The organism is Micromonospora sp. NPDC048839 (genome assembly GCF_040649915.1).
In the GTDB taxonomy this organism is placed as follows: Bacteria; Actinomycetota; Actinomycetes; order Mycobacteriales; family Micromonosporaceae; genus Micromonospora.
In genome coordinates, this window is record NZ_JBEZGL010000011.1 from 178759 (window position 1) to 191106 (window position 12348).

14 protein-coding genes are annotated in these 12348 nt (G+C 72.5%); 3 read left to right on the plus strand and 11 right to left on the minus strand.

Going from position 1 to position 12348, the window contains the following annotated elements:
- Positions 1–247 precede the first annotated feature (247 nt).
- Positions 248–790, plus strand: coding sequence for a type II toxin-antitoxin system PemK/MazF family toxin (locus AB0C25_RS21950; protein ID WP_357375848.1), 543 nt, complete (start codon positions 248–250; stop codon positions 788–790).
- A gap of 235 nt (positions 791–1025) precedes the next feature.
- Here AB0C25_RS21950 and AB0C25_RS21955 read toward each other — a convergent pair whose 3' ends face one another.
- The 7 genes from AB0C25_RS21955 to AB0C25_RS21985 form a co-directional block, all read right to left on the minus strand.
- A complete protein-coding gene (locus AB0C25_RS21955) occupies positions 1026–2036 on the minus strand; it encodes an ADP-ribosylglycohydrolase family protein (protein WP_357375850.1) in 1011 nt (336 codons plus the stop codon).
- A 30-nt stretch (positions 2037–2066) separates the two neighbouring features.
- Positions 2067–2432 (minus strand): VOC family protein, encoded by a 366-nt coding sequence (locus tag AB0C25_RS21960; protein WP_357375852.1) that lies wholly within the window; start codon positions 2430–2432, stop codon positions 2067–2069.
- A gap of 36 nt (positions 2433–2468) precedes the next feature.
- Positions 2469–3473 carry a methionine synthase gene (locus tag AB0C25_RS21965; protein WP_357375854.1) on the minus strand — a complete coding sequence of 335 codons (1005 nt, stop codon included), beginning with the start codon at positions 3471–3473 and terminating at the stop codon, positions 2469–2471.
- Between the two features lie 37 nt (positions 3474–3510).
- Positions 3511–4584: a tRNA 2-thiouridine(34) synthase MnmA gene (mnmA, locus tag AB0C25_RS21970; protein ID WP_357375856.1), complete on the minus strand. Its 1074-nt coding sequence runs from the start codon at positions 4582–4584 to the stop codon at positions 3511–3513.
- A 44-nt stretch (positions 4585–4628) separates the two neighbouring features.
- Positions 4629–5804, minus strand: a complete 1176-nt coding sequence (locus AB0C25_RS21975; protein WP_357375858.1) for a cysteine desulfurase family protein — start codon at positions 5802–5804, stop codon at positions 4629–4631.
- A 103-nt stretch (positions 5805–5907) separates the two neighbouring features.
- On the minus strand, positions 5908–6561 hold the full coding sequence (locus AB0C25_RS21980; RefSeq protein WP_357375860.1) for a class F sortase: 654 nt from the start codon (positions 6559–6561) through the stop codon (positions 5908–5910).
- Positions 6558–7388 carry a DUF4397 domain-containing protein gene (locus AB0C25_RS21985; protein ID WP_357250724.1) on the minus strand — a complete coding sequence of 277 codons (831 nt, stop codon included), beginning with the start codon at positions 7386–7388 and terminating at the stop codon, positions 6558–6560. Before AB0C25_RS21985 ends, AB0C25_RS21980 begins: the two co-directional genes overlap by 4 nt.
- Positions 7389–7618: 230 nt before the next feature.
- On the opposite strand from AB0C25_RS21985, the gene AB0C25_RS21990 reads away from it, so the two are divergent.
- Together AB0C25_RS21990 and AB0C25_RS21995 are read left to right on the plus strand one after the other, a co-directional pair.
- Positions 7619–8221 carry a sigma-70 family RNA polymerase sigma factor gene (locus AB0C25_RS21990; protein WP_357375862.1) on the plus strand — a complete coding sequence of 201 codons (603 nt, stop codon included), beginning with the start codon at positions 7619–7621 and terminating at the stop codon, positions 8219–8221.
- On the plus strand, positions 8175–9074 hold the full coding sequence (locus AB0C25_RS21995; RefSeq protein ID WP_357376010.1) for an anti-sigma factor: 900 nt from the start codon (positions 8175–8177) through the stop codon (positions 9072–9074). The genes AB0C25_RS21990 and AB0C25_RS21995 overlap by 47 nt, the downstream gene beginning before the upstream one ends.
- A 95-nt stretch (positions 9075–9169) precedes the next feature.
- Here the strand turns inward: AB0C25_RS21995 and AB0C25_RS22000 are convergent, their stop codons facing one another.
- The 4 genes from AB0C25_RS22000 to AB0C25_RS22015 form a co-directional block, all read right to left on the minus strand.
- Positions 9170–10129 (minus strand): electron transfer flavoprotein subunit alpha/FixB family protein, encoded by a 960-nt coding sequence (locus tag AB0C25_RS22000; protein ID WP_357375864.1) that lies wholly within the window; start codon positions 10127–10129, stop codon positions 9170–9172.
- Positions 10130–10144: 15 nt separating this feature from the next.
- Positions 10145–10924 (minus strand): electron transfer flavoprotein subunit beta/FixA family protein, encoded by a 780-nt coding sequence (locus tag AB0C25_RS22005; RefSeq protein WP_357250736.1) that lies wholly within the window; start codon positions 10922–10924, stop codon positions 10145–10147.
- Between the two features lie 188 nt (positions 10925–11112).
- Entirely contained in the window at positions 11113–11526 is a 414-nt protein-coding gene (locus AB0C25_RS22010; protein ID WP_357375867.1) for a hypothetical protein, read from the minus strand.
- Entirely contained in the window at positions 11523–12320 is a 798-nt protein-coding gene (locus AB0C25_RS22015) for a GNAT family N-acetyltransferase (protein ID WP_357375869.1), read from the minus strand. The genes AB0C25_RS22010 and AB0C25_RS22015 overlap by 4 nt, the downstream gene beginning before the upstream one ends.
- Positions 12321–12348: the final 28 nt, after the last annotated feature.

The window sequence follows — 12348 nt, forward strand, 5'->3', positions numbered from 1 at the left end:
CCTGAAGTGATCAAGGGGGTGTCCCCAGGGTGCCGCGGGGCGTCGGGGCAGCCGCGGTGTGGTTGGCGGGCGGCACGGGCGACGGCGTGCGAGGATCGCCGGACGGTGCGGCCCGCGAGCCGCCAGGAGGCGGGGGTACGCCCGCCGGTGGGCACGAGGCGGGGCACCCGCCGGTGGGCACGAGGCGGGGCACCCGCCGGTGGGCAGAGCGGCGGGGATGCGTCCGTCGGTGGCAGGAGGTTGTGCGATGCGCGAGGCACTGCTCTGGGCGGTGGCGATCCTGCTGGCCGTGGGTGCGGGTTGGGCCTGGAACAGCTGGCGGCACCGGGTTTCCAACCGGCCGTCGGGCACCCGACCGGATCGCCGTGCCACGGCCGGCACCGGCGGTCGTCGGCCCACCCCACCTCGACCGCGCGGCACCGACCGACCGGGCGCAAAGCCCCGCTCACGCGACACCGACCGTAGGGACGCCCCGGCGCCGGGCGAGATCTGGTGGGCCGACGTGCCGTACGCCGACGGCACTGGCTCGAAGGTCCGCCCCTGTCTGGTGCTGCGCGCCGACTCCCGGGGCGCCGACGTCCTCAAGATCACCAGTCAGGACAAGAGCGACCGGGACGACCACGTGCGGATCCCCACCCAGGACTGGGACCCCGGCGCGGAGCACGACAGCTACCTCAGCCTGACCGAACCGGTCCGACTCAACTCGGCCGCCTTCGCCGACCACGCCGGGCGCTGCGACGCCGACCTGTGGAAGAAGGTCCGCAACCTGCGCCATCTGCCCACCCCCTGACCACCGCACCGCCGCGTAGCCGCCCGACCAAAGACGGCGTGATCGACTCGGATTCCTGCAAACCGCGGCATCCGACACCGCGGGACACCCCGACTTTCAGGAACCCGAGTGGATCACGCCCGCAGACCAAGGCGGGCCAAGGCAGGGCGGGCCAAGGCAGGGCGGGCGCAAGGCGGGGCAGGCCAAGGCGGGGCAGGCCAAGGCGGGGCGGGCCAAGGCGGGGCGGGCGGCTCGGTCAGTCCCAGGCGGCGCCGAGAGTGGCGAGTTGGTCCGCGTACTCGATGCGGTCGACCCACCCGGTCGGCCAGGCGGCCATGCCGGCGGCCGCGCCCACGAACGCGCCGGCCAGGGCGGCGATCGAGTCCGAGTCGCCGGCGGTGGTCGCGCCTCGGGTCAGTGCCGCAACGGGGTCGTCGGCGTGCCGTACGGCGCAGAGCAGCGCGGTGGCCAGCGCCTCCTCGGCAACCCAGCCCTCGCCGGTGGCCCGGCACGGGTCGCCGCCGTCGTCCGGCTGGCGCAGAGCGTCCGTCAGTCGGCCCAGCACCGCCAGGCACTCGTCCCAGCCCCGGGCGATGAACTCCGCCGGCGTCCCGACCCCCGGGCGCTGCCAGAGATCACCCAGCCACTGCTCCCGGTAGACCAGGCGCTGGGACCGCGCCCGCTCGGTGAGGATCGCGGGTAGCTCGGGCAACGTGGCGCCCGCGCGCAGCGCGAAGACGGCGTACGCGGTCAGCTCGCTGGCGGCCAGCCCGGTCGGGTGCCCGTGGGTCAACCCGGCCTGCAACTGGGCCAATCCGGCCATCGTGTCCAGGTCCACCTTCAGCAAGCCAACCGGGGTGACGCGCATGTTGGCCCCACACCCCTTCGAGCCGGCCATGGTCGCCTCCTGCCAGCGCAGCCCACGGCTCAACTCCGCGCAGGCACGCAGGCACGTCATCCCCGGGGCGCGGTTGTTGTCCGGGCTGACCGCCCAGGCCAGAAAGCGCTGCCGCAGCAGCGGCTCCACCGCCTCCGGGGTGAACGTCGGCGCCTCGTGCAGCGCCCAGCCCACCGCGAGCGCCATCTGGGTGTCGTCGGTGACGAGCGCCGGCTCGCCGGACAGCTCACGTGGGCCGGTCGGGCCGTACCGGTGCTCGATCTCGGCGACGGTCAGGAACTCGGTCGGCTTGCCGAGCGCGTCACCGTAGGCGAGGCCGAAGAGTGAACCGGAGGCGCGCAGCGAGGAGGTGGGAGTCACGGCGGCCATGATGCCCGGCCGCCGCAACCCCCGGCAGGCTCAGTCCCAGCAGAGGCAGAACGGGTGGCCGGCCGGGTCGGCGTAGACCCGGAAACCCTCGCCCTCGCCCGGCAGTCGCCGAGCCCCGAGCGCGAGTGCCGCCTTCTCCGCGCTCTCGATGTCGTCCACCGTCACGTCCAGGTGGAACTGCTGAGGGCGCTCCGGATCCGGCCAGGCCGGTGCCCGGAGGTTGAGCGCCTGCTGGAAGGCGAGACGCGGCTGGTGACCGGGCGGACCGCCCAGCACCACCCAGTCGTCGTCCATCTCACCCTCGGCGAGAGGCACGCCGAGCAGCTCGGCGTAGAACATCGCCAGCGCCCGCGGGTCCGGGCAGTCGATCACCACTGAACGCAGCTGTCCAATCATGACCGTCATCCTGCCCACCGGGTACGACAGGAAACCTCACACCTCGGCGAGCCGCCGGCCGGCGTCCCGGCACGCGGCGAGCACCGCCCGCGCGTACTCCGGGGTGGCGCCGGCGAGACCGCAGGCCGGGGTGACCACCACCTGCTCGGCGAGCTGCCGGCGGGGAAAGCCGAGGCGGTCCCAGACCTGGCGTACCCGATCGGCGATCTGCGCGGAGGTCGGGGTGCCGCCGGCCGACGGCGGTCGGGTCGGCGCGGCCCCGGCCAGCAGTCCGAGGCCGGCGTCGAGCGCCTCGCCGAGCGGGTCGAGCTTGGTGACCAGGTCCAGGTCGAGGGCGACCGCGACGGCGCCGGTGGAGCGGATCAACTCCAGCGGCACGTCCGGGGCGCAGCAGTGCACGAGCGTCGGGACGCCGACGGCGTCGACGACCGTGCGCAGCAGCGCGGCGGCGTCCACCGGGTCGACCGGCCGGTACGCGCCCAGCCCGCTCTCGGTCGGCACCCGCCCGGCCAACACGGTCGGCAGCGACGGTTCGTCCAGTTGGAGCAGCACCGACGCCCGGGGCAGTCGCCGGGTCACCGCCGCGACGTGCGCGCGCAGCCCCTCGGCGAGGGAGCCGGTCAGATCGCGGACCGCGCCGGGGTCGCGCAGCATTCGGCCGCCGATCGGCAACTCCAGGGACGCGGCAAGCGTCAGTGGACCGGCGGCCTGCACCTTGATCGGCCCGGTGTACTCCTCGGCCTGCTCGGCGAGCTGGTCCAGGTCACGTTCCATCAGGTCAGCGGCCCGGCGCAGGTCACGGCCGGGGCGTGGGGCGACCCGCCACCGTCCGGCGTACACCTCGACGGGCAGCTCGACCAGCAGCCCGGCGGACCGGCCGATCAGGTCCGCGCCGGGACCACGGGCCGGCAGCTCGGGCAGGTGGGGCAGTTCGGGAAGCTCACCGAGGACCACCCGCTGCGCCTCGCCGATGTCGGTGCCGGGCAGCGAACCAATTCCGGTTGCCGCGCCGGCCGGCCAGGGCCACGCCTGATCTGTCACGGGCGAAGGCTATCCCGCGAACACCGGGGCCGTGCGGTCAGCCGGTGATGGTCGCGGAGCCGAGGACCACGTCGCCGGCCGGGTCCGACCGGTACGCGACCACGGCCTGACCGGCGGCGACGCCGCGCACCGGCCGGCGCAGCTCGGCGTGCAGCAGGTCGCCGTCGAGCGCGACGGTCGCCGGCACCACGTCGCCGTGGGCACGCAGTTGCACCTCGCACTCCACCGGCGCGTCCGGGCGCGCGTCGCCGGTCCAGACCGGACGAACGGCCCGGACCTCGGACACCTCGAGCGCCTCGGCGGGGCCGACGGTCACCGTGTTGGTCTTCGGCGTGATGGAGAGCACGTAACGCGGCCGGCCATCCGCGGCCGGGCGGTCCAGGTGCAGGCCGCGCCGCTGTCCCACGGTGTACGCGTACGCGCCGCTGTGACTGCCGACCACCGCGCCGGTGCTGGCGTCCACCACGTCGCCGGGCGCCTCGCCGAGCCGGCCGGCGAGGAAGCCGCGGGTGTCGCCGTCGGCGATGAAGCAGATGTCGTGTGAGTCCGGCTTGTCGGCCACGGCCAGGCCACGCTCGGCGGCCTCCGCGCGTACCTGCGCCTTTGTCGAGTCGCCCAGCGGGAAGATCGACCGGTCCAGTTGCTCGCGGGTGAGCACGGCCAGCACGTACGACTGGTCCTTGGCGATGTCGACGCTGCGGCGCAGCAGCCCGTCCGGGCCGAGCCGGGCGTGATGCCCGGTGACCACCGCGTCGAAGCCCAGGGCCACGGCCCGGTCCAGCACCGCCGCGAACTTGATCTTCTCGTTGCAGCGCAGGCAGGGGTTCGGCGTGCGCCCGGCGGCGTACTCGGCGACGAAGTCGTCCACCACGTCCTCGTGGAAACGGTCGGCCATGTCCCACACGTAGAACGGGATGCCGATCACGTCGGCGGCCCGCCGCGCGTCCCGGGAATCCTCGAGCGTGCAGCAGCCGCGCGCCCCGGTCCGATAGGTCTGTGGGTTACGGGCCAGCGCCAGGTGTACGCCTGTCACGTCGTGCCCGGCCGCCACCGCCCGCGCCGCCGCCACGGCCGAGTCGACCCCGCCCGACATAGCCGCCAGAACCTTCACCAGCGAACTCCCTTCCCCGTCCCCGCCACAACCCTATCCACCGGTCAGCGGGGGGTGCGGAGGGCGGCGGCTCGGCGGGCTCGGTCCACCGCTGCCGGGAGGGCCGCGATGAGGGCGTCGACGTCGGCCTGGGTGCTCGTGTGACCGAGGGTGAAGCGCAGCGAGGAGCGGGCGCGGTCGTCGTCGGCGCCCATCGCCAGCAGCACGTGGGAGGGCTGGGCCACCCCCGCGGAGCAGGCCGACCCCGTCGAGCAGGCGATGCCCTGGGCGTCGAGCAACAGCAGCAGGGCGTCGCCCTCGCAGCCCGGGAAGGAGAAGTGCGCGTTGCCCGGCAGCCGGTCGGTCGGGTCACCGTTGTAGATCACCTCGGGCACCGCCCGACGAACCCGCTCGACCAGGTCGTCGCGGAGTGCGGCCACCCGGGCCGCGTACTCCTGTTGGCCCTTCACCGCCGTCTCGACGGCGACCGCGAAGGCCACGATGCCGGCCGTGTCGAGGGTGCCGGAACGGATGTCACGTTCCTGGCCACCGCCGTGCAGCAGTGGCGTGGCCGGCACGTCCCGGGCGAGCAGCAACGCGCCCACCCCGGTGGGGCCGCCCAGCTTGTGCCCGGTCACGGTCAGCGCGGCGACGCCGCTGGCGCCGAAGTCGACGGGCACCTGACCGACCGCCTGGATGGCGTCGGTGTGGAACGGCACCCCGTGCTCGGCGGCGACAGCGGCCAGTTCGGCGACCGGCTGGATGGTGCCCGCCTCGTTGTTGGCCCACATCGCGGTGACCACGGCCACCCGGTCGGTGTGCGCGGCCAGCTCGGCGCGCAGGTCCTCCGGGTCGAGCCGACCGGCGGCGTCCACCGGCAGCCAACCGACCTCGGCCCCCTCGTGCTCGACGAGCCAGTCGACGGCGTCCAGCACCGCGTGGTGCTCGACGGCGCTGGAGACCACCCGACGGCGGCCCGGGGCGGCTCCCCGGCGGGCCCAGAAGATGCCCTTGACCGCGAGGTTGTCGCTCTCCGTGCCCCCACCCGTGAAGATCACCTCGGACGGCCGGGCGCCCAGCACCGCGGCCACCTTCTCGCGGGACTCTTCGACCCGGCGGCGGGCACGACGACCCGCCGCGTGCAGGGAGGACGCGTTGCCGACCTCGCGGGCGGTAGCGACGTACGCCTCCAGTGCCTCATCGAGCATCGGAGTCGTCGCCGCGTGATCCAGGTAAGCCATCACCGACCAGCCTACGGCCGACACCACGGCACCCGGATGGCGGAGGGACCCAGCGCCGGAGCCGGGGTGGGAAATTCCACCCCGGCCCTGGCGGCGGCCCCGCTCAGGCGGGCACCGCGGTGACGACGATGTTGTCGCGGTACTTCCGCGCCTTGGCGTCGAACGGTCCGCCACAGGTGATCAGAGTCAGCCGGGTCCTGCCGTCCCGGGCGAAGTACCGGTCCAACGGAATCCTGGTCTTCGCGTACTCCTCCCGGGCGACGACCCGGTACCGCCGGGCCGTGCCGTCGCTGCCGGTCACGGTCAGGGTGTCGTTCTGGTCGAGTTCACGGAGTCGGAAGAACGCCCCCCTGCCCTGCTTGGCGCTGTCCACGTGACCGGCGACGACCACCGATCCAGCGGTTGCCTCCAGGCCGGGTCCGTAGCGGTACCACCCGATCTGGTCGACACTTGGCGGCACCTCGAACTCGTTTGTCCGCTCGTTGATGCCGACCGCGTTGACGGTGGCGGTGACGTCGATCTCGGGGATCACCAGCCGTACCGGCGGGATAATCACCGCGTCGGTCGGCAGCTCACCGACGGTGACCGGCACCGAGGGGGCGCTGGCGGTGGCCGCTGGGGTGCTGGCCAGCGTGCTCGCCTCCTCGGCACCCACGTTCTCCGCCGGTTGGGAACCGCACGCCACCACGGCGGCGACGGTGAGCGCGGCAACGCCGGCGGCCAGGGCCGCCAGCGCGCCGCGGTTGCGCACCGTCACCTGCGACCGGTCCGTGCGGTCGCCATCCGCACACCACCGACCAGCAGCAGGAGTACGCCGGCACCGGTGAGCACGTACCACCAGGTGTCCACGCCGGTGCCGGCCTGACCGCCGTCACCGCTGGGCACGCCGCCCGGGGCGGAGTGCAGGCCGGTGATGGTCTGCGCCACCACGCCGAGCGTCTTGCCCTCGGCGGAGCCGATCGCGTAGACGATCGTCGCGGTGCCCTCCTTGAGGTTGAGGTCCGCCGGGCCGATGGCCACGGTGTCGGTGCCGGCGAGCACCACGTCCGCCTTGACGCTGCCCGCGGCGACGTCGCCCTTGGCCTCGTTCGGGTTGGTGAGGCCCTCGAAGACCGGGGTGCCGCCGGCGCGCACGTCCACCTCGGGGGCGGCGGCGGTGTGCCGGACGATGAGCCGGGCCTTGCCGGCGGCGACCTTCGAGACGTCGTTCACGAACGGCGTGATCTTCGGCTGGCCGGCGGCGTCGAGGTGGGCCGCGATGCTGATGTTCGCGCCGCCCGGGACGGCCGCATTGTCGACCTTGAGGATCGCGCTGCCGATCGGCTCGCCCGGCTTGGTGAGCGCGATGTCGTAGTCGCCCTCCTCCAGGTTCAGCGGGCCGGCCACGTCACCGGGCTTGAAGTTGTCGAGCGTCTTCTTGCCGTTGACGTAGACGTCGACCGGGGTGTCCGGGATGCCGTGCACGACGGAGACCTTCGACGTTGCGGCGTACGCGGGGGTGGCGCTGAGTGCGCCGACTCCGGCGAAGGCCAACGCGGCGACCGCGCCGCCCGCCGCGACCCGACGGAAGTACGAGAGCTGCATGTCTGCCTCCTGGTGATTGGTGCTGATTCGTCAGGCCTGGCTTGCAGAACTGGTTACGCCGCCGTCCGGACGGGTGGATGCGGATCGGAGGGACTTTTCTTCGTCGGCCCCGCCTGCATCCGAACCGGGGTCGCGAGACGAATAGCTGCTGAGATGACATCGACCGGGAGAGTGGGGCGGAGACTGTGGCAGCTACAGTCGGGCATGCCCCATCGAAGGCGAGCCGCCCGATGACGGCCCTGCACGAGGAACCGGACCCCCCGGTGGACGACCTCGACCTCCGCTTCCGCGCGGGCGACGACGTGGCGCTGCGCGAGGCGTACGACAGGTACGGTCGGGCCGTGTTCCACCTGGCCACCTCGATGCTGGCCAACCGCGCCGACGCCGAGGACGTCACCCAGGCGACGTTCGTCGCCGCGTGGCTGGGTCGGGACACCTTCGATCCGGCCAAGGGGTCGCTGATCGGCTGGCTGCTCGGCATCGGCCGGCGCAAGGTGATCGACCGGATGCGTGCCTCCGCCCGGGAGACCCGGGTGGTGGAGACGGTCCGGCAACTGCCGGAGCCGAAACCCGCCGACCCGGACCCGGACCGCGTGGTGGACCGGTTGGTGATCGCCGACGAGCTGGCTCGTCTCCCGGACGACCAGCGACGGATGCTGGAGTTGGCCTTCTACGACGACCTGACACACCAGCAGATAGCCACGGTGACCGGAGTGCCGTTGGGCACCGTGAAGAGCCACATCCGGCGCGGCATGGCGAGCTTGAAACGCAGATGGGAGGTGGATGGTGCAGCACCTGGGCCACGAGCGGCTGGTCTTTCTGGCGCTCGGTGAGAGCGAGGCGGACAACGGGGAGAGCACCCACCTCGACACCTGCGCGCTCTGCCGTGCGGAGGTGTCGACCCTCCAACAGGTGGCCGGTCTCGGCACCGAGACGCAGGGTCTGGTCGACCTGCCCGACCCGCCGGAGCACGTCTGGCAGGGCATCGCCGCCCAGGTCAGGCCAGCGGAGGCCGAGCGGTCACCGATCGAGACACGTCCGCGGCAACTCCCTGGGCAAGCCGTCGGCACCCGGGCCGAGCAGACGAACGACCTGACGACCGCACCGGCCGTGGACCCGACCACCCAGGCCACCGACCCGACCGCGGAGTTCGGCGGCACGACGGGCGGGCAGGCCACCGGTTCGGTGGCCGAGCCGACTGTCACCCGGCTGGATTCGGCGCGCCGGTCCCGTCGGGGTGCCGGCTGGTCGCGCTGGGCGGCCACCGCCGTGACTGCGGCAGCCGCTGCGGCGGTCGGTGTGCTGGGTACGGTCTCGGTGCTGCGGCCGGACGACCCGGCGCCCGCTCCGACACCTGTGGTGGTGGCGAGCGCGCCGCTGGCGGCGTACGGGGCGACGCCGCCGACGGCCAAGGGTGACGCCCGGGTTCTGCGGGACGGTCAACTACATCTGCATGTGGCGAATCTCCCGCGCGTCCCGGGGTACTACGAGGTTTGGCTGATCAATCCGACGACGATGGAGATGTTCTCGGTGGGCACCCTGGGCGGCGGTTCGGACGCGCTGCTGCCCCTGCCCCCGAATGTCGACCTCAAGAGCTATTCGGTGGTCGACGTCTCCGCCGAGCAGTACGACAACAACACCCGCCACTCCGGCGACAGCCTGCTGAGGGGCACCCTGACGGGCTGATCGGCGGGCCGGTTCAGCTCCCCGGCCCGCCGATCAGCTCCCATCGAAAGACAGTGGCCGCCCCCGACGGGGCGGCCACTGGTCTCAGCGCGGGGTCACTTGCGCTTGCGGATCTCCTCGGCGGCCTGCGGGACGATCTTGAACAGGTCACCCACCACGCCGAAGTCGGCCAGCTCGAAGATCGGCGCCTCGCCGTCCTTGTTGACCGCGACGATGGTCTTCGAGGTCTGCATGCCGGCCCGGTGCTGGATGGCACCGGAGATGCCGAGCGCGACGTAGAGCTGCGGGGAGACCGTCTTGCCGGTCTGACCCACCTGGAACTGGTGCGGGTAGAAGCCGGAGTCGACGGCCGCGCGGGACGCGCCGACGGCGCCGCCGAGCAGGTCGGCCAGCTCCTCGACCAGCTTGAAGTTGTCGGCGTTGCCGACACCGCGACCACCGGAGACCACCACGCCGGCCTCGGTCAGCTCGGGCCGGGAGCCCTTCTGCTCGGCGACCCGCTCGACGACCTTGGCCAGCTTGTCGGTGTCGGTGACCGACACGGTGAGCTGCTCGATCGTCGGGCTGGCCGCCGCCGGGGCGGGGGTGACCGAGTTGGGCCGGACGGTGACCAGCGGCAGGCCCTTGGTGACCTTCGACTTGACGATGGTGGAGCCGGCGAACGCGATCTGGGTCGCGGTGCCGTCGGTGTCGAGGCCGACCACGTCGGTCAGGATGCCGTTGTCCAGCTTGACGGCGAGCCGGGCGGCGATCTCCTTGCCCTCCTGGGCCGAGGCCAGCAGCACGGCGGCCGGCTGCACCCGCTGGACCAGCTCGGCCAGCACGGTGGCCTTGGGGGCCACCAGGTAGCCGTCGATCTCGTCACCCTCGGCGGCGTAGATCTTCTCCGCGCCGTACTCGCCCAGTTTGCCGCTCAGCGCCTCGGCGGCGCCGGCGCCACCGAGCACCACCGCGCTCGGGGTGCCCAGCTCGCGGGCGATGGTGAGCATTTCCAGGGTGACCTTCTTGACGCCGAATTCCTTTGTGGCTTCGACGACGACGAGAACCTCGGACATGTCAGAACCCCCCTCTCACACGAACTTCTCGGTGGCGAGGAACTCGACCAGCTTGACGCCGCCCTCGCCCTCGTCGGTGATCTTGGCGCCACCGGAGCGCGGGGGGCGCTTGGTGTGCTCGACGACGGCACTGGTGGCCCCGTCGAAGCCCACCTCGGTGGGCGCGACACCCAGGTCGGCCAGGGAGAACGTCTGCACGGGCTTCTTCTTGGCGGCCATGATGCCCTTGAAGGAGGGGTAGCGCGGCTCGTTGATCGTGTCCCAGACGGAGACCACTGCCGGAGTGGCGGCGGTGACCACCTCGTAGCCCTCCTCGGTCTGCCGCTCCACGGTCAGCGTGCCGCCGTCGACGGTGAGCTTGCGGGCGCCGGTGAGCGCCGCGACGCCCAGCCGCTCGGCGATCATGTGCGGCATGACCTGGACCCGGCCGTCGGTGGACTCGGCGCCGCAGATCACCAGGTCGGCGTTCAGCTGGCCGAGAGCGGCGGCGAGCACCTTCGAGGTGGCGACGGCGCAGGAACCGTGCAGGGCGTCGTCCAGCACGTGCACGGCCTTGTCCGGACCCATGGAGAGCGCCTTGCGGATCGATTCGGTCGCCCGGTCCGGACCCATGGTCAGGATGGTGACCTCGCCGCCGTGCGCCTCCTTGATCTTCAGCGCCTCCTCGATGGCGTACTCGTCCATCTCGTTGATCACGTTGTTCGCCGAACCGCGGTCGACGGTGTTGTCGTCATTGCGCAGGTTGCGGTCCGCGCCCGAATCAGGCACCTGCTTGACGAGTACGACGATATTCATCGCGCTTCGACGACCCTCCTGTGTGGTGATGCGATTCGCTCGCCCGGTCTGGGGCGCAGCGTCGCGCGTCGGTCGACGCCAGGTCAACCGCGGGCTGCTGTGCAGTTGCCCACGGCGCAATGTTACCTGTCGGTAGCTTGCGCTCCCCGGGGCACTCGGAGTGACACAGCTCACCGGCGGGCAGGCGGTCAGGCCGGGTCGGCCAACGCGCCCCGGATCTGGTCGATGGCCGCCGCCTCGGCGGGTGCCACCCCGGCGTGCGCCCGGGCCACCCGGTCCGCCGCACCCAACACCACCGAGCGGTACGCGTCCACATCCCGCGGTGACTTGTCCCGCAGAATGCGCACCGCGTGTCGCAGCGCCGGCAGCACCACCGACTCGATCTCCAACTGCGAGTCCCGGGGCAGCCGGGGAAGAGGGCCGGTGGTGAGCGCCTCCTTGACCGTCCCGCTGGCGTTGGCCAGTGCGTTGGAGGCGGCGACGCTCTCCCGGATCACCCCCAGCACCCCCGGGTGGGCGTTGGACACCAGGAAGACGGCCCCGAAGGCGCCGGTCTTGAGGATCAGGCGCTCCTCGTCCGTCAACCGCTGCTCCATGATCACGGAGTGTAGACGTACGGGGTGGTGGTCGTGACCGCGACGAGGCCGAGCCGCTGGAGGATCGGCCGACTGTCCTCGGAACAGTCGACCTGCATGAGCGTCCGACCTCGCTGCTCGGCCAGTCGCGCCCGGTAGTTGACCAACGCCCGGTAGATGCCCCTGCGCCGCCACTGGGGCAGGGTCGAGCCGCCCCACATGGTGGCGAAGCCGGTGTTCGCCGGGAACCGCACCCAGCCGGCGCTCACCACCGTCCCGTCCGCCTCGGCCACCACGATGGTGATCGAGTTCGGGTCGGCGTCGATCTCCTTGGCCAGGCCCCGGACGAGATGCGAGCGGTCCTCCTGCCAGACCTCCTCCTCCATGGCGGCGATCCGCTCCAGGTCGGCGTGGGAGGACACCTCACGCAGGCGTACCCCCTCGGGGGTGACCGGCAGCGCGGCGGCCAGCGGGGCGACCGGCCCGACCACGACGGTCTCCCGGTCCTCCGGCACGAAGCCGGCCGCGCGCAGCCGGTCCGCCAGGTCCGCCGGTTCGTCGTGCCCGTTGAGCTTCCACTCGACCGACTGGCCGCGCTCGCGGAACAGGGCCACCTGCCGGGCGATCAGCGCGTCCAGCTCGTCGCCGGTGAGTCCACCCAGGTCGCGGTAGGTGAGGAAGCCGCCGGCGTCGAGCCCGACGATGCGGACCAACGGGCCGTCCCGCTCCACCGTCACTCCGGCCGGGACCGGGTCGGGGATCTCCGGGCGGAGCTGGCTGTCGTAGGCGGCACGCAGGGTCGACACGTCGAGATCAGTCACCGGGTCAGGCTAAGCGGGATGGGAAGCG

Excerpts from the sequence above, each read along its gene's own strand:
- AB0C25_RS21950 (WP_357375848.1), top strand. The coding sequence starts at position 248 with ATGCGCGAGGCACTGCTCTGGGCGGTGGCGATCCTGCTGGCCGTGGGT.
- AB0C25_RS21955 (WP_357375850.1), bottom strand. The coding sequence starts at position 2,036 with ATGGCCGCCGTGACTCCCACCTCCTCGCTGCGCGCCTCCGGTTCACTC.
- AB0C25_RS21960 (WP_357375852.1), bottom strand. The coding sequence starts at position 2,432 with ATGATTGGACAGCTGCGTTCAGTGGTGATCGACTGCCCGGACCCGCGG.
- AB0C25_RS21975 (WP_357375858.1), bottom strand. The coding sequence starts at position 5,804 with ATGGCTTACCTGGATCACGCGGCGACGACTCCGATGCTCGATGAGGCA.
- AB0C25_RS21985 (WP_357250724.1), bottom strand. The coding sequence starts at position 7,388 with ATGCAGCTCTCGTACTTCCGTCGGGTCGCGGCGGGCGGCGCGGTCGCC.
- AB0C25_RS21990 (WP_357375862.1), top strand. The coding sequence starts at position 7,619 with ATGACGGCCCTGCACGAGGAACCGGACCCCCCGGTGGACGACCTCGAC.
- AB0C25_RS22000 (WP_357375864.1), bottom strand. The coding sequence starts at position 10,129 with ATGTCCGAGGTTCTCGTCGTCGTCGAAGCCACAAAGGAATTCGGCGTC.
- AB0C25_RS22005 (WP_357250736.1), bottom strand. The coding sequence starts at position 10,924 with ATGAATATCGTCGTACTCGTCAAGCAGGTGCCTGATTCGGGCGCGGAC.